Annotated in this window: 20 protein-coding genes; 5 read left to right on the top strand and 15 right to left on the bottom strand. The window is 70.5% G+C overall.

Features of this window, described 5'->3' with window-relative positions:
• Positions 1-9: 9 nt before the first annotated feature.
• The 8 genes from J5226_RS10470 to J5226_RS10435 all read right to left on the bottom strand — a co-directional run bounded on the left by J5226_RS10470 (position 10) and on the right by J5226_RS10435 (position 8,547).
• A complete protein-coding gene (locus J5226_RS10470) occupies positions 10-633 on the bottom strand; it encodes a LemA family protein (protein WP_215839846.1) in 624 nt (207 codons plus the stop codon).
• 241 nt (positions 634-874) lie between these two features.
• Positions 875-1,618 carry a TerC family protein gene (locus tag J5226_RS10465; protein ID WP_255323051.1) on the bottom strand — a complete coding sequence of 248 codons (744 nt, stop codon included), beginning with the start codon at positions 1,616-1,618 and terminating at the stop codon, positions 875-877.
• 130 nt (positions 1,619-1,748) lie between these two features.
• Complete coding sequence (locus tag J5226_RS10460) at positions 1,749-2,144, bottom strand: diacylglycerol kinase (RefSeq protein WP_215839845.1); 396 nt, start codon at positions 2,142-2,144, stop codon at positions 1,749-1,751.
• Between the two features lie 513 nt (positions 2,145-2,657).
• Complete coding sequence (locus J5226_RS10455) at positions 2,658-3,896, bottom strand: ABC transporter permease (RefSeq protein ID WP_215839844.1); 1,239 nt, start codon at positions 3,894-3,896, stop codon at positions 2,658-2,660.
• Positions 3,893-4,615, bottom strand: coding sequence for an ABC transporter ATP-binding protein (locus tag J5226_RS10450; RefSeq protein WP_215839843.1), 723 nt, complete (start codon positions 4,613-4,615; stop codon positions 3,893-3,895). The genes J5226_RS10455 and J5226_RS10450 overlap by 4 nt, the downstream gene beginning before the upstream one ends.
• On the bottom strand, positions 4,612-6,195 hold the full coding sequence (locus J5226_RS10445) for an efflux RND transporter periplasmic adaptor subunit (RefSeq protein WP_215839842.1): 1,584 nt from the start codon (positions 6,193-6,195) through the stop codon (positions 4,612-4,614). The genes J5226_RS10450 and J5226_RS10445 overlap by 4 nt, the downstream gene beginning before the upstream one ends.
• A 279-nt stretch (positions 6,196-6,474) precedes the next feature.
• Entirely contained in the window at positions 6,475-7,812 is a 1,338-nt protein-coding gene (locus J5226_RS10440) for a HAMP domain-containing sensor histidine kinase (protein ID WP_215840384.1), read from the bottom strand.
• A gap of 24 nt (positions 7,813-7,836) precedes the next feature.
• Positions 7,837-8,547, bottom strand: a complete 711-nt coding sequence (locus J5226_RS10435) for a response regulator transcription factor (RefSeq protein ID WP_057948657.1) — start codon at positions 8,545-8,547, stop codon at positions 7,837-7,839.
• 108 nt (positions 8,548-8,655) lie between these two features.
• Here J5226_RS10435 and J5226_RS10430 point away from each other — a divergent pair, with 108 nt between their 5' ends.
• Genes J5226_RS10430 through J5226_RS10420 form a run of 3 tightly spaced genes read left to right on the top strand, consistent with a single transcriptional unit; the run spans position 8,656 to position 10,338 of the window.
• Positions 8,656-8,997 (top strand): DMT family protein, encoded by a 342-nt coding sequence (locus J5226_RS10430; RefSeq protein WP_215839841.1) that lies wholly within the window; start codon positions 8,656-8,658, stop codon positions 8,995-8,997.
• A 31-nt stretch (positions 8,998-9,028) separates the two neighbouring features.
• Entirely contained in the window at positions 9,029-9,691 is a 663-nt protein-coding gene (locus J5226_RS10425) for a hypothetical protein (RefSeq protein WP_215839840.1), read from the top strand.
• Positions 9,673-10,338, top strand: coding sequence for a hypothetical protein (locus J5226_RS10420; protein WP_215839839.1), 666 nt, complete (start codon positions 9,673-9,675; stop codon positions 10,336-10,338). Before J5226_RS10425 ends, J5226_RS10420 begins: the two co-directional genes overlap by 19 nt.
• 51 nt (positions 10,339-10,389) lie before the next feature.
• Here the strand turns inward: J5226_RS10420 and J5226_RS10415 are convergent, their stop codons facing one another.
• The 7 genes from J5226_RS10415 to nudE form a co-directional block, all read right to left on the bottom strand.
• The gene (locus tag J5226_RS10415; protein WP_215839838.1) at positions 10,390-10,962 is read right to left on the bottom strand and encodes a hypothetical protein; all 573 of its coding nucleotides are present in this window, start codon (positions 10,960-10,962) and stop codon (positions 10,390-10,392) included.
• 52 nt (positions 10,963-11,014) lie between these two features.
• Positions 11,015-11,320, bottom strand: a complete 306-nt coding sequence (locus tag J5226_RS10410; protein ID WP_215839837.1) for a DUF962 domain-containing protein — start codon at positions 11,318-11,320, stop codon at positions 11,015-11,017.
• A 46-nt stretch (positions 11,321-11,366) separates the two neighbouring features.
• Positions 11,367-11,726 carry a hypothetical protein gene (locus J5226_RS10405; RefSeq protein ID WP_215839836.1) on the bottom strand — a complete coding sequence of 120 codons (360 nt, stop codon included), beginning with the start codon at positions 11,724-11,726 and terminating at the stop codon, positions 11,367-11,369.
• A gap of 118 nt (positions 11,727-11,844) precedes the next feature.
• Entirely contained in the window at positions 11,845-12,171 is a 327-nt protein-coding gene (locus J5226_RS10400; protein WP_215839835.1) for a YnfA family protein, read from the bottom strand.
• A gap of 206 nt (positions 12,172-12,377) precedes the next feature.
• Complete coding sequence (gene mazG / locus J5226_RS10395) at positions 12,378-13,220, bottom strand: nucleoside triphosphate pyrophosphohydrolase (protein WP_215839834.1); 843 nt, start codon at positions 13,218-13,220, stop codon at positions 12,378-12,380.
• On the bottom strand, positions 13,213-14,010 hold the full coding sequence (cysQ, locus tag J5226_RS10390) for a 3'(2'),5'-bisphosphate nucleotidase CysQ (protein ID WP_255323106.1): 798 nt from the start codon (positions 14,008-14,010) through the stop codon (positions 13,213-13,215). The genes mazG and cysQ overlap by 8 nt, the downstream gene beginning before the upstream one ends.
• 38 nt (positions 14,011-14,048) lie before the next feature.
• The gene (gene nudE, locus J5226_RS10385) at positions 14,049-14,666 is read right to left on the bottom strand and encodes an ADP compounds hydrolase NudE (protein ID WP_215839832.1); all 618 of its coding nucleotides are present in this window, start codon (positions 14,664-14,666) and stop codon (positions 14,049-14,051) included.
• 101 nt (positions 14,667-14,767) lie between these two features.
• Here nudE and bioA point away from each other — a divergent pair, with 101 nt between their 5' ends.
• Positions 14,768-16,162: an adenosylmethionine--8-amino-7-oxononanoate transaminase gene (gene bioA, locus J5226_RS10380; protein WP_215840383.1), complete on the top strand. Its 1,395-nt coding sequence runs from the start codon at positions 14,768-14,770 to the stop codon at positions 16,160-16,162.
• A complete protein-coding gene (locus J5226_RS10375) occupies positions 16,159-16,899 on the top strand; it encodes a 16S rRNA (uracil(1498)-N(3))-methyltransferase (RefSeq protein ID WP_215839831.1) in 741 nt (246 codons plus the stop codon). Before bioA ends, J5226_RS10375 begins: the two co-directional genes overlap by 4 nt.
• Positions 16,900-16,928: the final 29 nt, after the last annotated feature.

The following is a 16,928-nucleotide window of genomic DNA, read 5'->3' as shown; positions in this document are numbered from 1 at the left end:
GCCGGCCGGTCAATGCTGCGGCGCCGGCTGCGCCGGCGGCTGCGGCTGCGCGGGCTGGGCCGAACCGAAGTCCACCGTCGGCGCCTGCTGGATCTGCGCCTCGTTCTCGACCGTGAAGTTCGGCTTGGTCGCGTAGCCGAACAGCTTGGCGGTGATGTTGGTGGGGAACTGGCGGATGAAGGTGTTGTAGTCCTGGACCGCGGCGATGTAGCGCTGGCGCTCGACCGTGATCCGGTTTTCGGTGCCTTCCAGCTGGGTCTGCAGGCTCAGGAAGCTTTGGTCGGCCTTGAGCTGCGGATAGTTCTCGCTGACCACCAGCAAGCGGCCGATGGCGCCGCGCAGTTCGCCTTGGGCTTGCTCGAACTGCTGCAGCGAAGCCTGATCGTTGGCGTTGACGTTGATGCTGCCGACCTTGGCGCGCGCCTCGGTGACCTGGGTCAGCACCTGCTGCTCGTGGCTGGCGTAGCCCTTCACCGTGGCGACCAGATTCGGCACCAGATCGGCGCGGCGCTTGTAGACGTTGAGCACCTGCGACCAGGCCGCTTTCACGCCCTCGTCCTTTTGCTGGATGGTGTTGTAGCCGCAGCCGCTGAGCAGCACGGCCAGGGCGAGCACGATCAGGGGACGGAACATGGCGCGGACTCCGGCGGGATGACGGCCGCATTGCAGCACCGGGCGCGAAGCGGCGCAATGGACGCGGTGTGACGACGGGCGTGGGACGTTTCCGCATTCGCGGGTGGGACTTCGGTCCGCGCGGACGCGGCGATCCGGCACGAACGCATCGGGACCCGCGTCGCTCCACGAAACCCGTGCCCCGCCAACGAAAAGGCCGGCGATCGCTCGCCGGCCTTGTTCCGCGGCAAACAGGCCGCGCTTACTCGGCCGTCAGCCGCTGCGCCGCGCGCTTCTTCGCCCACAGGTTCAGGCATTCCACCAGCGCCGAGAAACCCATCGCCGCGTAGATGTAGCCCTTCGGGATGTGGATGCCCAGGCCGTCGAGGATCAGGAACGCGCCGACCAGGACGATGAAGGCCAGCGCCAGCATCTTGATGGTCGGGTTGTTGTCGATGAACTGGCCGAGCGGACGCGCCGCCAGCAGCATCACGCCGACCGCGAGCAGGATCGCGGCGACCATCACCGGGGTGTGGCTGGCCATGCCGACCGCGGCGATCACCGAGTCGAGCGAGAACACGATGTCGATCACCGCGATCTGCGCGATGACCATCATGAACGACGCCGCCGGCTTGGTGTGGACGTCGTCGGAGTCTTCTTCGCCGACGATCAGGTCCTTGATCTCCATCGAGCCCTTCACCAGCAAGAACGCGCCGCCGAGGATCAGCACCAGGTCGCGGATCGAGATGCCGATGCCGGCGACGGTGAACAGATCGCTGGTCAGGCCGGCCAGCCAGGCCAGGGTCAGCAGCAGGCCGATACGGGTGATGCAGGCCACCGCGATGCCGAACTTGCGCGCTTTCTCGCGCTGGTCGAACGGCAGCTTGCTGACCGCGATCGAGATGAAGACGAGGTTGTCGATACCCAGCACGATCTCGATCGCGCTCAGGGTGAACAAGGTGATCCAGACTTGCGGATCGGTCAGCATTTCCATCACGTGCGGCATACCTCTGAGTGTTATGGGTGTAGCGCCCGCGGCGAGGCCGCGGGCACGGGCGCGCCGCGGCGGGCGGCCCGGAAGCGGACGGCGAAAGGCGCCGCCCTTGCGATACGCGTTGCGTCCTTGCGGGGGGCGATCAGCCCATCAGGTGGTGCCACAGGCGCGGGCCGAGGATCGCGGCCCACACCAGCAACACGTTCATCAACAGCACGAACACCGCGGCCGAGCCCATGTCCTTGGCGCGGCCGGCGAGTTCGTGGAATTCCGGGCCGTAGCGTTCGATCACCGCCTCGACCGCGGAGTTGAGCAGTTCCACGCTCAGCACCAGCAGGATCGAGCCGATCAGCAGCGCGCGCTCGACTCCGGTTTCGCCGAAGTACCAGCCCACCGGCGAGAGCACCAGGAACAGGTAGACCTCCAGGCGGAACGAGGACTCGTGCAGCCACGCCGCGCGCAGGCCCTGCATGGACCAGGTCGCCGCCTTGAGGATGCGGCCGGGGCCGCGCGGCAGATGCCCGTATTCGTCAGCCATCGAGGCGCACCGTCGCAGCGGGGACGGGGGCCGCGTCGCCGGATCGGCGCGCGGTCGGGAACGACGGGAAGGTCGGCATGGGCGGGCGTTCTCGATCCAAAGGCCGGAACCGGCCGGACGACGGCGGCCGACGGCCGCCACAAGGCCGCGATTTTGCCACAAGCCTGGGCGGGTCGCCCCGGCGCCGGGGGCGCCGCGGGGATCGGCCGGGTCGCCGGAGGTGCCTGGCCGGGGTCGTCGCGAAGGGTCCGCGGCCGGCCGAGCCCCGCCGCGGCGGGCCGGGGATCGCACCTGTCGAGAGCGCCGCGCGGGCCGAACCGATTCAGACCGGCGACCGGCCCGGCCCGCGATGCATCGGCAGCCCCCTGTAGGAGCTGCGCGAGCTGCGACCGCGACATCCGGCTGACGGCGTAAGCGTGGTTTCGCGGTCGCAGCTCGCGCAGCTCCTACAGGGGCTTCGGCCGGTCGCGTCGGCGGGTGCGCGATCCCGCGCCGCCGCCTTGGCCAGCGGGGTCATTGCTGCCGCAAGGCCTCGATCGGATCGAGCTGCGACGCCTTGCGCGCCGGGTAATAGCCGAAGAACAAACCGGTCGCGATCGAAAACCCCGCCGCCAGCCCGATCACCTGCCCGTTCAAAGCCACCGGCAACGCGCCGATGCGGCTGACCAGCAAGGTGCCGACCACACCGATAGCGATGCCGAGCGCGCCGCCGATCAGCGAGATCAGCATCGCCTCGGCCAGGAACTGGCGCTGGATGTCGCCCGGCCCGGCGCCGACCGCCATGCGCAGGCCGATCTCGCGGATGCGCTCGGTCACCGACACCAGCATGATGTTCATGATGCCGATGCCGCCGACGATCAGCGAAATCGTCGCCACCGCGCCGAGCAGCAGCGACATCAGCCGCGTCGTCTGGGTGCGCGTGGCGACGACTTCGGCGATGTTGCGCACGCTGAAATCGTCGTCGCTGCCGGGTTGGATCTTGTGCCGCTGGCGCAGCAGGCCTTCGATCTGTTCCTGCGCGTAGGACACGTCCTCGGCGCGGCCGACGCCGACCGCGATCTGCATCACCGCGCCGTTGGGCAGGCCCATCGCGCCGAGCATGCGCCGGCGCCCGGTTTCCAGCGGCACCAGCACCACGTCGTCCTGGTCCTGGCCGAATCCGCCCTGCCCCTTCGGGTTGAGCGTGCCGATCACGGTGAACGGCACCCGGCCCAGGCGCACGGTCTGGCCGATCGCATCCTCGTCGCCGAACAGTTCGCGGCGCACGGTTTCGCCGAGGATCACCGACTTGGCGCCGCTGCCGTAATCGCGCGCCTCGAAGTTCGAGCCCGCGGCGATGGTCCAGCCGTTGATGTCGAAGAAATCCGGCTGCACGCCCTGCCACTGGGTCGACCAGTTGTTCTCCGCGTACACCGCCTGGGTGCCGCCGCGCAACGAGGCGGCGACGTATTGCACTTCGGGCACCTCGTTGCGGATCGAGTCGCCGTCGGCTTCGGTCAACGTGAAGAAGCTCGACGAACTCAGGCGCACGCCGCCACCGCCGCGCCCGCCGCCGCCGGAGCTGATGTCCAGGCGGTTGGAACCCAGCCCCGACACCAGCTTGTCGATTTCCGACTGGGTGCCCTGGCCGACCGAGACCATCACGATCACCGCGGCGATGCCGATGATGACGCCGAGCGAAGTCAGCGCGCTGCGCAGCCAGTTGCCGCGCAGGGCGAACACCGCGGTGCGCAGCGTTTCCAGGAAATTCATGCGCCGCGCTCCTGCTCGTGCAGTTCGCCGTCGCGCATCACGAAGATGCGGTCGGCGTGCGCGGCCACGTCCGGGTCGTGGGTGATCAGCACCACGGTGTGGTCCTGCGCTTGCAGGCTCTTGAACAGCGCCAGGATCTCCTCGCCGGTGCGCGTATCGAGCGCGCCGGTGGGTTCGTCGGCGAGCAGGATCGGCGGGCGGTTGATCAGCGCGCGGGCGATCGCCACGCGCTGTTGCTGGCCGCCGGACAGTTCGCTAGGGCGGTGCCCCGCGCGTTGGCCCAGGCCGACCGCTTCCAAAGCGTCCTGCGCGCGCCGCGCGCGCTCGTCGCGGCGCACGTTGGCGTAGCCCATCGGCATCGCCACGTTCTCCAGCGCGTTCATGCGCGGCAGCAAGTTGAAGCCCTGGAACACGAAGCCGATCTTGTCGCGGCGCAGGATCGCGCGCTCTTCCTTGTCGAGCGTGGCGACATCGACGCCGTCGCACAGATACACGCCGCTGGTGGGCGTGTCGAGGCAGCCGATCAGGTTCATCAGCGTCGACTTGCCCGAACCCGATGGCCCCATGATCGCGACGAACTCGCCGCGCGCGATGCGCAGATCGACGCCGTGCAGCGCGATCACCTCGGCCTCGCTGCCGGGCGAATAGACCTTGCCCAGCGCGCGGGTTTCGATCACCGCCTCGCCGCGCACGGGCGCGGCGGCCGCGACCGCGCTCATTTGCCGCGCCCGGTGCCGACGACGACGTCGTCGCCTTCCTTGATGTTGCCCGAGACCTCGGTCCAGCTGCCGTCGCTGGCGCCCACCCGCACCACCACCGCTTCGGGCTTGCCGCCGACCAGCTTGTACAGCGGCGCGCGGCGCGCGCTGACCAAGGCGCCGATCTCGCTGTCCCAGGTCTTCTTCTGTTCGTCGCTGAGCAAGCCGCGGAACGCGCCGAACTGCTGGTTGAAGCGTTCCAGCATGCGCTGGCGCGCGGCGCCGGAGACCGCGCCGGCGGCGCGGTTGCGGTTGTTGTTGTTGCCGCCCCCGCCGCCCGGACCGCGGCCGCCCATGATGATCGTCGGCGCGCCGCCCGCCGGCGGACCGCCGTTGGCGCCGCCGCCCGGCGCGGCGTTGCGCGCGGCCATGCGCTGCTTCATCTGCTCCAGCGCGGCGTCGAAGGCCGCGCGCTGGGCCGCGTCGAGCTTGAGCTGATCGGCCACGCGCGGCAGATCGTTGCCCAAGCCGCCGCGCTGCGCGCCGCCGCCCGCCGGCGCGCCGGCCGCGGCCGCCGCATCGTCGTCGGGCTTGTAGCGCAGCGCCGCATTGCCCACGCGCAGCACGTCGTCGCGGTGGCTGACTTCGATTTCCGCGTTCGCGGTCATGCCCGGCAGCAGCACGCCGTCGGCGTTGTCCACCGACACCACCACCGGATAGGTGATGACGTTGCTGGTGTTGGTCGCCGACAGCCGCACCTGCTGCACGGCGCCGCGGAACTTGCGGTCGGGGAAGGAATCGACGGTGAAGTTGACCGCCTGCCCCGGCTTGACCTGACCGATGTCGGCCTCGTCGATGGCCAGCACGATCTCCATCTTCGACAGGTCTTCGGCGATCTGGAACAGCACCGGCGCCTGCAGGCTCGCGGCCACGGTCTGGCCCGGCTCGATGCTGCGGGTCAGCACCACGCCGTCGACCGGCGCGCGGATCACCGTGCGCTGCAGGTTCAGGCGCGAGGTCTGGGTCGAGGCCAACTGCTGTTCGATCTGCGCCTGCGCGCCGTTGAGCTGGGCGCGCGCCTGATCGAGCGCGGCGCGGGCCAGATCGGCGTCGCTGCGCGCGATCAGCTGGTCCTTCACCAGCGAGGATTTGCGCTGGTAATCGAGTTCGGCGTTGCGCAGCGTCGCCTGCGCGGTGGCGAGCGAGGCGCGCGCGTTGGCGACCTGGGCGTTGCCTTGGTTGATCTGCGCCTCGTACGTCGCCGGGTCGATGCGCGCGATCACCTGGCCCTTGGTGACGTGGTCGTTGTAGTCGGCCAGCACGTCGATCACCTGCCCGGAAATCTGGCTGCCGACATCGACCGTGGAGATCGCCGACAGCGCGCCGGTGGCCGAGATCGTCACCCGGATGTCGCCGCGCTCGATCTTGGCGGTGCGGTAGGCGCCGGCCGCTTCCTCGGCGCTGCGCTTACTGTAGAAGTGCCAGCCGACCCCGGCCAGGGCCAGCACCGCCACGGCGATGGCGGCGCGCTTGGGCCAGGGCGACTTGCGCGGACGCGGGGTCGGTGCGGGGCGGGACGAAGACGGCTGGGCTGCGCTCATGGGATCGGGACGGTGGGCTCTGCGGGTGCGAACGCACGTGGCTGAACAGGGTTGACACGGTGGAGCGCGGATCGCCGGACGCCGGAGCCGAGGTTCAGTTTGGCCGCGCCCGCGACGCGGCGGCAAGGCGGCGTCGGTTCATGGATGCCAGGGCGCGCGAAAACGTCGCGTGAGCGGGTCGGGCGCGCGCGAGCGGCCGGGAGCGAACGTCGGCCGCGGCGCCTTTGCGGGCGCGGCGGCCCCGAGCGATTGCTGCGGAAACCGAAGTCTCTCGCGCCGTCAGGCCTCGGGCACGCGCGGCACCGGCGCGACCGGCGCCGGCGGCGCGGGCGGCGGCGGCAGGCCGGGCTTGAAGCGGATCACCGCGGTCGTGCCCTGCCCCGGCGCGCTGGTGAGCGTCACCGGCCAGCCGAAGCGCTCGCCGAGCCGGCGCACGATCGACAAGCCCATGCCCTTGCCGTCGCCGGCGGAGAAATCGGCGCGGTAGAACGGAGTGAAGGCCTTGGTCAGCGTCTCCACCGACATGCCGATGCCGGTGTCGCGGATTTCGATGCTGTCGCGGGCCAGCCGCACGTCGATGCGGCCGCTGTCGGTGAAGCGCACCGCGTTGCTGAGCAGGTTGGCGACCATCACCCCCAGCGCGTGCGGCGGCGCGGTCAGGCGCGGGCCGCCCTCGTCGTACAGATGCAGCTCCACCGGCTTGCCGTTGAGCAGCGGCAGGATGCGTTCCATCTCGTTGTCGACGATGTCGCGCACCGCGAACTCTTCCGACTGCGGCTCCACGTCGGATTCGCGCGCCAGAATCAGGAAGGCGTCGATCACCGCCTCCATGTCGCGGCCGGCGCGCTGCACCCGCAGCAGCGAGCGCTGCGCGCGCACCGGCGTGTCGGGGTCGGCCAGCATCAGGTCGGTGGCGACCCGGATCACGGTCAGCGGCGTGCGCAGTTCGTGGCTGGCGTCGCGGGTGAAATCGCGCTCGCGCTGGACGAAGTCGCTGACGCGCTCGGCCAGTCCGCTCAGCGCGCTCGACAGCCGGCGCACTTCGCTGCCGGGGTCGTAGGGGAATTTGATCGGCTCGATCAGGCTGGTGTCGGGGTCGCGCGGATCCCATTGCGAGACCACGTTCGCCAGCCAGCTCACCGGCGACACCAAGCGCTTGGAGGTGCGGTAGGTGTGCCAGGAAATCAGATACGTGGTCAGCAGCGAGAACAGCAGCGAGAACAGGCCGGTGTAAAGGATCGCCTCGTCGATCAGCGAGGTCGAATACACCAGATAGAAGCTGCCGGCCTCGCGCCGGTCGACCAGCACCACCTTGCCGCCGCCGGGCAGGTTGTGCAGGCCCGAATCGGCGCCGCGCATCTGCGCCGGCAGCACCGAATCGCTGGCGCCGGCGGGGACGAAATGGCCGCGCGTGGTCGAGGTGCGCGGCAACGGGTAGTTCGGGTCGCGGGCGCGGCCGGCCCAGTAATCGTCGGCCTCGCGCTGCATGCGCTGTTCGAGGACGACGTGGCGCACCGCCAAGCCCGCCAGGAGGATGCCCAGCGTGATCGCTATGCTGCCGATCAAAGCTTGCAGGATGAACGCAAGCTTGATCTTGCGCGGTAGCCCTTGCGGCATGGCGGTGGCGGAGAACCGGTCCAATCAGTCCGGCGGCTGCGAGATGTCCGCTACCCGGTAACCGGCGCTCTGCACGGTATGCAGCAATTGCTTGTCGAACGGTTTGTCGATGGTCTTGCGCAGGTTGTAGAGATGGCTGCGCAAGGTGTCCGAATCGGGCAGGCCGTTGCCCCAGATCTCGCGCTCGATCTCCTGCCGGCTGACCACGCGCGGCGATTCGCGCATCAGGATGGTCAGCAGGCGCAGGCCGATCGGCGAGAGCTGCAGCTCGCTGCCGCCGCGGGTGACCCGCAGGCTGGCCGGGTCGAGCACCAGATCGGCGACCTTGAGCACCTCGCCGCCGACCTGGCGGCGCTCGCGCCGGATCAGGGCGCGCAGCCGCGCTTCCAGTTCCTGAATCGCGAAGGGCTTGGTCAGGTAGTCGTCGGCGCCGGCGCTCAGGCCGGTGAGCTTCTCGTCGAGGGTGTCGCGCGCGGTAAGCATCAGCACCGGCGTGGACTTGCGGGCCTCCTCGCGCAGCTTCTTGCAGACCTCGATGCCGTCCATGCGCGGCAGCATCAGATCCAGCACGACCACGTCGTAACTGTTCTCCGTCGCCAGCCGGTAGCCGTCCAGACCGTCGGCGGCGTAATCGACCTCGAAGCCGCGGCTTTCCAGGTACTCGCCCACCATCTCGGAGATATTGCGGTTGTCTTCGACGATGAGGACCAAGCCCCCGTCTCTAGTACCCTGCATGCAGCCTCTCCACTGTCCTTCAGTTTTGTGAAGATTGCCCTCCACAAGGTGGACGGTTCGTGAAGGCGATACTGTAGAACCATCACATTCCGCCTCTGTGGCCCTTGCATGCTCGCCGACCGCCTCTACCCGATCCTGCTCCTGCTGGGCTCCAACATCTTCATGACCTTCGCCTGGTACGGGCATCTGAAGTACAAGTCGGCGCCGCTGACGGTGGCCATCGCGGTCAGCTGGGGCATCGCCCTGTTCGAGTACTGCCTGCAGGTGCCGGCCAACCGCATGGGCAGCGCGGTCTATTCGGCGCCGCAGCTCAAGGGCATGCAGGAGGTCATCACCCTGCTGGTGTTCGCCGGTTTCTCGATCTGGTACCTGGGCCAGCCGCTGAAGTGGAACCACTGGGCCGGGTTCGGGCTGATCGTGGTCGCGGCCTGGCTGATCTTCCTGGATTGACCCCACCGCTCCGCCAAGGATTCGGCCGACCATGACCTACCCAGACCCCAACGCTCCCCCGCTGCGCATCGATCTGAGCCTGCACGCCGTGGTCGAGGAGTACCTGCGGCACGGCCATCTGCGTTCGACCGCCGCGTTCGGGTTCGACCCCGAGCAGCCGCTGGAGGCCGTCGTCGCCGGCGGCTTCCGGTATTCGAGGATGCGGCCGGCCGCCTATGTGCAGATCGAACGCGACGTGTGGCTGCGCCACCGCGGCGGGGTCGTGCCGGCGAACCTCGCCTCGACCTATCTGCGCGGCCGCTACCTCGGCAGCGAACTGGGCCTGGTGCCCGGGCCGCCGCTGGCCACGATCCTGCGTTGGCTGGCCCTGCTCGGCGCGGGGCCGGGCGTGGAGTGGTTCGAGAGCTGCAACGCCGAGTCCGGCGCGCTGCGCGTCGACGAGCGGGTCAAGATCAATTTCTCGCGCAAAGGTGGACGCTTTCGGGTGACCTCGATCGTCCCGCGCATCGTCGGCAGCGGCGACGGCTGGGAGCCGCTGGACGAAATCGACTGCGCGAGCGTGAGCGGGTACTCGGAGACCTGCGACAGCGTCGCCGAATGGACCGCGCGGGCCGCGCTCAATCCCAAGGGCCGGCCGCGGCGCGAGGCGCTGCGGGCGGTGGAGCGGATCGCGGCGTGGCTGCCGAAGCCGTGACCGCCGCGGCGACGGCGCCTTTGCGTATCGCGCTGAGCCTGCGCGAACTGGTCGCCGAGTTCCTCGACCACGGCCGGCTGGTCTCGACCGAAGCGTTCGGGCTCGATCCGGGCTGGGACCTGGACACCGCCCTCGCCCACGGCTGGCAACGCGCCGGGCTGGAGCCCGGCGCGGCCGAACAACTCGAACGCGAGGTCGCGCTGCGCCATCGCGGCGGCTGGCGGCCGCTGACGGTCAAGCCGTTCTACCTGCGCGGGCGCTACCTCGGCGCGAGCGTCGCCTTGTGGCCCGGCCTGCCGTTGGCGCAGGCGCTGGCCTGGGTGGCCGCGCGCGCGCCGGCGGCGAAGATCGAATGGTTCCGGTTCGACGGCGCGGACCAGGGCGCCGCGCTGCTCGACGGGCGCGTCGGCCTGCATTTCCGCCGCCGCGGCCGGCGCTTTTTCCTCGACGGGCTCGACGCCAGCCTGCCCGCGCCCGCCGACGATCCCGATCTGCCCGGCGGCCTCGACAACGGCAGGTGGCTGCGCAGCCTCATGGCGCCCTGCGACCGCTGGCCCGAGTGGCGCGCGGCGGCCGCGCAAGATCCCCACCCACGCGCGGCCGCGCAGGCGCTGCGGGAGATCGCGCTGCATCTGCCGCGGCGCTGATCGCGGCGCGGCACGACGCGCGTGGCGCGTGGCGCGGGACCGGCCGCGGCGCTACGGTCCGCAGGTCGACACCACTTCGACCTCGCGTTCCCACGCGCCGCCGCGCAGCTCCAGGCTCAGCCGGCCTTTCCACACCGTTCGGGTCGAATCCTCGCCCTGGCGCGCCTGCTCGGCCCGCGCCGGCGGCACCGCATCCCACCCCTCGCCGTTCTCGACGTACAAACGCGGCGCCTGCAATTGCAGGCGCGCCGACACCCGCTCGGCCGGCGCCGACCAGCGCAACAGCGCGCCGCGGCGTTCGCGCAGGGTTCGGGTTTCGACATCGCCGGCGCCGTCTTCGCGACGCAGCGCCAACGGGCGGCCGCCGACGGAGAGATACAACGCCGGCCACGCGGACGGATCGCCGGCCTCGTCCTCGCGCGCCAACCACACCGTCGCCGCGCGCCGGCCCGAGCCGATCCTGCCGGTGCCGCCCACCCACACATCCACCAGCGGACAGGTCTTGCTGTCCATCGCCTGCTCCAGCCACGCCGAGGCGCGCAGCGGCAAGTCGGGCGCGGTGGGCGCGGCCGCGCTCGCGGCGGCACAAGCGAGGCTCAGTACGGCGAACACAGCGAATTTCATTGGGCAGGGCATCCTTGCATCGGGCCCGCGGCGCGACCGCCGCGCGCCGCCGTCAGAACTTGATCTTGCCGGTCAGGATGTCCTTGAACATCACCCAATCGCCGGCGAAGGAATAGAACGGGTGCTTGAAGGTCGCCGGCCGGTTCTTCTCGAAGAAGAAATGCCCGACCCAGGCGAAGCCGTAGCCGCACACCAAGGCGCCCAGCAACAGCCACGGCCGCCCTTGCGCGATCGCCAGCGCGACCAGCGCCAGCACGCCGCAACTGCCGACAAAATGCAGCCGGCGGCTGGTGCGGTTGCTGTGCTCGCTCAGGTAGAACGGATAGAACTCGCGGAAATTGGCGAAGCGGTCGGACATGTCGGTTTCCTCCATGCGCGTTCGCGCGGGTCGGCCCGCGCGGGCCTCACTTCCATTGCCGCGCCAGACGGCGCTGGCGCCAGCCGATCGCCGCGCCGAATGCGATCAACAGCGCGCCCATCGCGGCCACCGCGTGAAAATCGCTGAATTCGGTGAGGCCGAAGTACAACAGTAGCGCGCCGAGCAGGGCCGGAAACAGCGCCGAGACGACATTTCCGCGCCGGGCCGTGCGATAGCCGGTTTCGGCGTTGATCAGCATGACGTCGTAGCGGATCAAGCGCTGCTCGCACTCCTCGCTGCAGGCCAGCCCCGTCGCGGGGTCGCGCACGCACTGCATGCACAAGCCGCGGCCGCAGTAGCGGCACACGCCGAGCGCTGGTTCGGGAGCGTGGCGGTAGCACAGCATGCGGTCGGGTCCGGGGCGGAGGGCGACGCCGATCCTGCGCCCGCGCGGCGGCCGGTTCAAGCCGGCGCGCGGCGTGCAGTTTGGGACGCTAACGGCGAGGCCGGGGCGCGTCGCGCGCTCAAGCCGAGCGCGGCGCGAACATGATCACCGCCATGCCGGCCAGGCACAGCGCGGCGCCGAACAGGTCCCAGCGGCTGGGTTTCACCGCGTCCGCCCACCACAGCCAGAAGATCGCCACGGTGACATAGACGCCGCCGTACGCGGCGTACACGCGGCCCGAGGCGGTGGGATGCAAGGTCAGCAGCCACGCGAACAGGGCGAGGCTGGCGGCCGCGGGCAGCAACAGCCAGACGCTGCCGCCTTTGCGCAGCCACAGGTACGGCAGATAGCAGCCGACGATTTCGGCCACGGCGGTGATCAGGAACAGCAGCAAGGTCTTGAGCATGCGGTCGCTCCGTAGCGGGCGCGCGGTTGGCGAGGGGCGGCGATGAGCGCAGCGAGCGGCCCGTGCCCGAGGGCGCCGCCGCGAACACGCAGCCGAGCCGTTCGGATCGCGAAAGAATCGCTAAGCCGACGCAAACCCCTTCGCACCGGCGCAAGACACGTCAGGCGCGAGACTCGCGACCCACGCCGCCGCCCCTGCGCGCCGGCTCACTTGCCGTTTTCGCGCTCGGCCCGCTTGGCCTTTTCCCAGTACTCGTCCTGCCGCTCCAGCGACAGCTCCGGCAAGGCCATGCCGTCCTGCGCGGCCTGCAGTTCCATCGCGCGGAAGCGGCGCTCGAACTTGAGGTTGGCGCGGCGCAGCGCGGCGCCGACGTCGACCTTGGCGTGGCGGGCGAGATTGGCGCAGACGAACAGCACGTCGCCGATCTCTTCCTCCAACCGGTCGCGCGCGGCCGCGTCGTCGGGCGCGGCGGCGACCGCGTCGAATTCGACCCGCACTTCCTCGATTTCCTCGTGCAGCTTGGCGATCACCGGCGTCGGCGCCGGCCAATCGAAGCCGACCGTGGCGGCGCGCTTTTGCAGCTTCACCGCGCGCTGCCATTCCGGCAGGCCGCGCGAGAGGCCGGCCAAGGCCGAGGTGTCGGTTTCGCCGGCCGCCTGGCGCTCGCGGCGCTTCTGCTCTTCCCAGGCCACGGTCTGCGCGTCGACGTCCTCGACGCTGGCCTCGCCGAACACGTGCGGATGCCGGCGCACCATCTTGTCGTTGATCGCGGCGACCACGTCCTCGAACGCGAACGCGTTCTGCTCCTGCGCCATGCGCGCATGGAACACCACTTGCAGCAGCAGATCGCCGAGTTCGTCCTTGAGCGCGTCGAGATCGCCGCGGTCGATCGCGTCGGCGACCTCGTAGGCTTCCTCGATGGTGTACGGGGCGATGGTGGCGAAAGTCTGCTCGATGTCCCACGGGCAGCCGCGCTCGCGGTCGCGCAGCCGGGCCATGATTTCCAGCAGGCCGGCGATGCCCGGCGGCAGGTTCAGCACTTCAGCCATCTCGCCAAGTCCTCCACGGCAGCGACGCATCGCCCAGGGCGATGAAGTCGCCGTTGAGCAGATGTTCGCGCTGGTTGTAACGGAACGGCCGCCCGCGCGGATCCAGCAACGCGCCGCCGGCGGCCTCGAGCACGCATTGGCCGGCGGCGGTGTCCCACTCGCTGGTCGGGCCGAAGCGCGGATACAGATCCAGCGAGCCTTCGGCGATGCGGCAGAATTTCAGGGACGAGCCCAGGCTGACCATGGCGATGCCGCCGGGGGCTTCGCGATGGGCGCGGGCGAGGAAATCGTCGCTGCGCTGGCTGTGGTGCGAACGGCTCGCGGCCACCCGCATCGGCTGCGCCGGCGGCACCTGCACGCGCACGCGGCGCTCGGCGTCGCCGTCGCGGCGATAGGCGTGGCCGCCGCGCGCGCCGTGCCACAGCGCGCCGCCGACCGGCGCCAGCACCAGCCCGAACACCGGCTCGCCGCGTTCGATCAAGGCCAGATTGACCGAGAACTCGCCGTTGCGCTTGACGAACTCGCGGGTGCCGTCGAGCGGATCGACCAGCCACAAGCGGTCCCAGGCGCGGCGTTGCGCGGTGCCGACTTCGTCGGCGGACTCTTCCGACAGCACCGGGATGTCCGGGGTCAACCGCGCGAGCCCGTCGAGGATCAGATGGTGCGCGGCCAGATCGGCGGCGGTGACCGGCGAGGCGTCGGCCTTGCGCTCGACCGCGAACTCGCCGTCGTAGACCTTAAGGATCGCCGCGGCGGCGGCGCGGGCGATGGCGACGGCGCCTTCGACCAGGGCGCCGTCGGCGACGAACGCGGACGCGGCCGGCGCGCTCACGGCGCGATCTCCGCGCCGCCGGCGGGGTCGGCGTCTTCGGCCGGCGGCGGCGCCGGCTCGCCGTGGCGCAGCCATTCGCGGGCGATGAACAGCGCGGCGATGGTGCGGCCTTCGGAGAAGTCCTCGCGCAGGATCAGCTCGTGCAGGCGGTCGAGCTTCCACGGAATCACTTCGAGCTCTTCCGGCTCGTCGCCGGGCAGGCGCTCGGGGTAGAGATCGCGCGCCAGCACCAGATAGGCCTGATGGATCATGTAGGTGGGCGCCAGACTCAGCGAGCGCAGCACGGTCAGCGAGCGCGCACCGTAGCCGGCTTCTTCCTTGAGCTCGCGGTCCGCGGCCTCGATCGCGTCCTCGCCGGCGTCGATCCGGCCCTTGACCAGCCCCAGCTCGTAGCGGTGCACGCCGGCGGCGTACTCGCGCACCAGCAGCACGGTCTCGTCGTCGAGCATCGGCACCACGATCACCGCGCCGGGGCCGGCCGCGCGCGGGCGGCCGAGCAGGCGCTCGTAGCGGCGGCGCTCGCCGTTGGAGAACTCCAGGTCGAGCGATTCCATCCGATAGCCGGAGGCGTCGTGCTCGACGACGTTGTGGACGATCGGCAGGCGCCGGCTCACGGCGCGGCTCCGGACCTGAGCGGCGCGCGCCGGGGCGCGATGAGCGGAAGGCGGAAAGGCACGATAATGGGGGAATGCGAGAGATCACTCACGACCCCCAGATGCTAGCAGAGCCCGGCAACGCTGCGGCGGACGCCTGGCGCGAACGCGACTTGAACGTGCTGTGGCACCCGTGCACGCAAATGCGCGAACACCCGCACACCCTGCCCTTGCTGCCCATCGCCAGCGGCCGCGGCCCCTGGCTGATCGGCCACGACGGCCGCCGCTACCTGGACGCGATTTCCAGTTGGTGGACCAACATTTTCGGCCATGCCGAGCCGCGCATCGCCGCGGCCATCGGCGAACAGGCGCGGACCCTGGAGCACGTGATCCTGGCCGGCGTCTCGCACCCGCCGGCGGTGGAACTGGCCGAGCGCCTGCTCGCCATCGCCCCGCGCCAGAGCGGGCGCGCGCCGCTGACCAAGGTGTTCTACGCCGACAACGGCTCGGCCGGGGTCGAGGTGGCGCTGAAGATGGCGTTCCACTGGTTCCGCAACCGCGGCGTCGAAGGCCGCACCAAGTTCGTCGCCCTGGAGAACGGCTACCACGGCGAAACCCTCGGCGCGCTGGCCGTGGGCGATATTCCGCTGTACCGGCGCATCTACGCGCCGCTGCTGATCGAGTCGCTGTTCGCGCCCTCGCCCGACGCCTACGAGTGCGAACCCGGCCAGACCCCGGCCGAGCGCGCGCAGCAGGCCGCGCGGGCTTTGCGCGATCTGCTCGAACGCCATGCCGGACAGGTCTGCGCGATGATCCTGGAGCCGCGCGTGCAGTGCGCCGGTGGCATGCGCATGCACGACCCCGAGTACCTGCGGCTGGCGCGAGAGATCTGCGACGAGCACGGCGTGTTCCTGATCGCCGACGAGATCGCGGTCGGCTTCGGCCGCACCGGCACGATGTTCGCCAGCGAACAGGCCGGAGTGATGCCCGACCTGCTGTGCCTGTCCAAGGGCCTGACCGGCGGCGCGCTGCCGCTGGCGGCGGTGCTGGCCACGCAATCGATCTACGACGGCTTCCTCGACGATTCGCGCGAACGCGCCTTCCTGCATTCGCACAGCTACACCGGCAACCCGCTGGCCTGCGCGGCGGCGTTGGCGAGCCTGTCGATCTTCGAGCAGGACGGCGTGATCGAACGCAACCGCGGCACCAGCGCGCGCATGGCCGAACTGGCCGCGCCGCTGCGCGAGCACGCGCACGTGGCCGAGGTGCGGCAAGCGGGCATGATCGTCGCGTTCGAGCTGACCCGCGGCGGCGACAAGCGCACGCCGTTCGACCCGGCCGCGCGCATCGGCTTGCGCGCCTATCGCGCCGCGCTGCAGCGCGGCGTGCTGCTGCGCCCGCTCGGCGACATCTTGTACTGGATGCCGCCGTACTGCGTCGACGAAGACGCCTTGCAACTGCTCGCGCGGACCACGCGCGAAGCCATCGACAGCGCGATCGCGGAGGCCGACGCATGAGACTGACCCGCGTGCACGTGGAAAACGCCGATCTGGCCCCGGGCCGCGAGGTGGTCTTGCCCGAAGGCCCGGCGACGCATCTGGCGCGGGTGCTGCGCCACGAAGTCGGCGACGCCTGCGTCTTGTTCAACGGCGACGGGCGCGATTACCACGGCGTTATCAGCGCCATCGGCAAGCGCGAAGTGCGCGTGGCCATCGAATCGGCGCAGGAAGTCGCGCGCGAATCGCCGCTGCGGCTGGTGCTGCTGCAAGGCGTGGCGCGCGGCGAGAAGATGGACCTGATCCTGCAGAAGGCCACCGAACTGGGCGCGAGCGCGTTCCATCCGCTGTGGTCGCAGCGCAGCGAGGTCAAGCTCGACGCGGCGCGCGCCGACAAGCGTCTGGCGCATTGGCGCAGCGTGGTCGCCTCGGCCTGCGAACAAAGCGGCCGCGCGGCGGTGCCCGACGTCGCCGCACCGCTGGCGCTGGCCGCTGCCTTATCGGCGTTGCCGCCGGGCGGCTTGCGCTTGACCCTCGACCCGGAAGGCGAACTCGGGTTCTCGACTCTGCGGATCGACGCGGCCGCGCCGGTGCTGCTGGCCATCGGCCCGGAAGGCGGCTGGTCACCGTCGGACCGCGAGCAGCTGCGCGCGGCCGGCTTCCAAGGGCTGCGGCTGGGCCCGCGCATTCTGCGCACCGAGACCGCGGGCTTGGCGGCGATCGCGGCGTTGCAGGCGCGGTTCGGCGATCTGGCTTGAAGCGACGTGGCGATGCGGCGGCGCGGCGA

The sequence above is a fragment of the Lysobacter sp. K5869 genome, from assembly GCF_018847975.1.
Classification (GTDB): domain Bacteria; phylum Pseudomonadota; class Gammaproteobacteria; order Xanthomonadales; family Xanthomonadaceae; genus Lysobacter.
This window is presented reverse-complemented; position numbering and strand designations above follow the sequence as displayed.

What these genes read in the sequence shown, in the direction of transcription:
- J5226_RS10470 (WP_215839846.1), bottom strand. Translation starts at nt 633, where the DNA reads ATGTTCCGTCCCCTGATCGTGCTCGCCCTGGCCGTGCTGCTCAGCGGC.
- J5226_RS10465 (WP_255323051.1), bottom strand. Translation starts at nt 1,618, where the DNA reads ATGCCGCACGTGATGGAAATGCTGACCGATCCGCAAGTCTGGATCACC.
- J5226_RS10460 (WP_215839845.1), bottom strand. Translation starts at nt 2,144, where the DNA reads ATGGCTGACGAATACGGGCATCTGCCGCGCGGCCCCGGCCGCATCCTC.
- J5226_RS10455 (WP_215839844.1), bottom strand. Translation starts at nt 3,896, where the DNA reads ATGAATTTCCTGGAAACGCTGCGCACCGCGGTGTTCGCCCTGCGCGGC.
- J5226_RS10450 (WP_215839843.1), bottom strand. Translation starts at nt 4,615, where the DNA reads ATGAGCGCGGTCGCGGCCGCCGCGCCCGTGCGCGGCGAGGCGGTGATC.
- J5226_RS10445 (WP_215839842.1), bottom strand. Translation starts at nt 6,195, where the DNA reads ATGAGCGCAGCCCAGCCGTCTTCGTCCCGCCCCGCACCGACCCCGCGT.
- J5226_RS10440 (WP_215840384.1), bottom strand. Translation starts at nt 7,812, where the DNA reads ATGCCGCAAGGGCTACCGCGCAAGATCAAGCTTGCGTTCATCCTGCAA.
- J5226_RS10435 (WP_057948657.1), bottom strand. Translation starts at nt 8,547, where the DNA reads ATGCAGGGTACTAGAGACGGGGGCTTGGTCCTCATCGTCGAAGACAAC.
- J5226_RS10430 (WP_215839841.1), top strand. Translation starts at nt 8,656, where the DNA reads ATGCTCGCCGACCGCCTCTACCCGATCCTGCTCCTGCTGGGCTCCAAC.
- J5226_RS10425 (WP_215839840.1), top strand. Translation starts at nt 9,029, where the DNA reads ATGACCTACCCAGACCCCAACGCTCCCCCGCTGCGCATCGATCTGAGC.
- J5226_RS10415 (WP_215839838.1), bottom strand. Translation starts at nt 10,962, where the DNA reads ATGAAATTCGCTGTGTTCGCCGTACTGAGCCTCGCTTGTGCCGCCGCG.
- J5226_RS10410 (WP_215839837.1), bottom strand. Translation starts at nt 11,320, where the DNA reads ATGTCCGACCGCTTCGCCAATTTCCGCGAGTTCTATCCGTTCTACCTG.
- J5226_RS10405 (WP_215839836.1), bottom strand. Translation starts at nt 11,726, where the DNA reads ATGCTGTGCTACCGCCACGCTCCCGAACCAGCGCTCGGCGTGTGCCGC.
- J5226_RS10400 (WP_215839835.1), bottom strand. Translation starts at nt 12,171, where the DNA reads ATGCTCAAGACCTTGCTGCTGTTCCTGATCACCGCCGTGGCCGAAATC.
- mazG (WP_215839834.1), bottom strand. Translation starts at nt 13,220, where the DNA reads ATGGCTGAAGTGCTGAACCTGCCGCCGGGCATCGCCGGCCTGCTGGAA.
- bioA (WP_215840383.1), top strand. Translation starts at nt 14,768, where the DNA reads ATGCTAGCAGAGCCCGGCAACGCTGCGGCGGACGCCTGGCGCGAACGC.
- J5226_RS10375 (WP_215839831.1), top strand. Translation starts at nt 16,159, where the DNA reads ATGAGACTGACCCGCGTGCACGTGGAAAACGCCGATCTGGCCCCGGGC.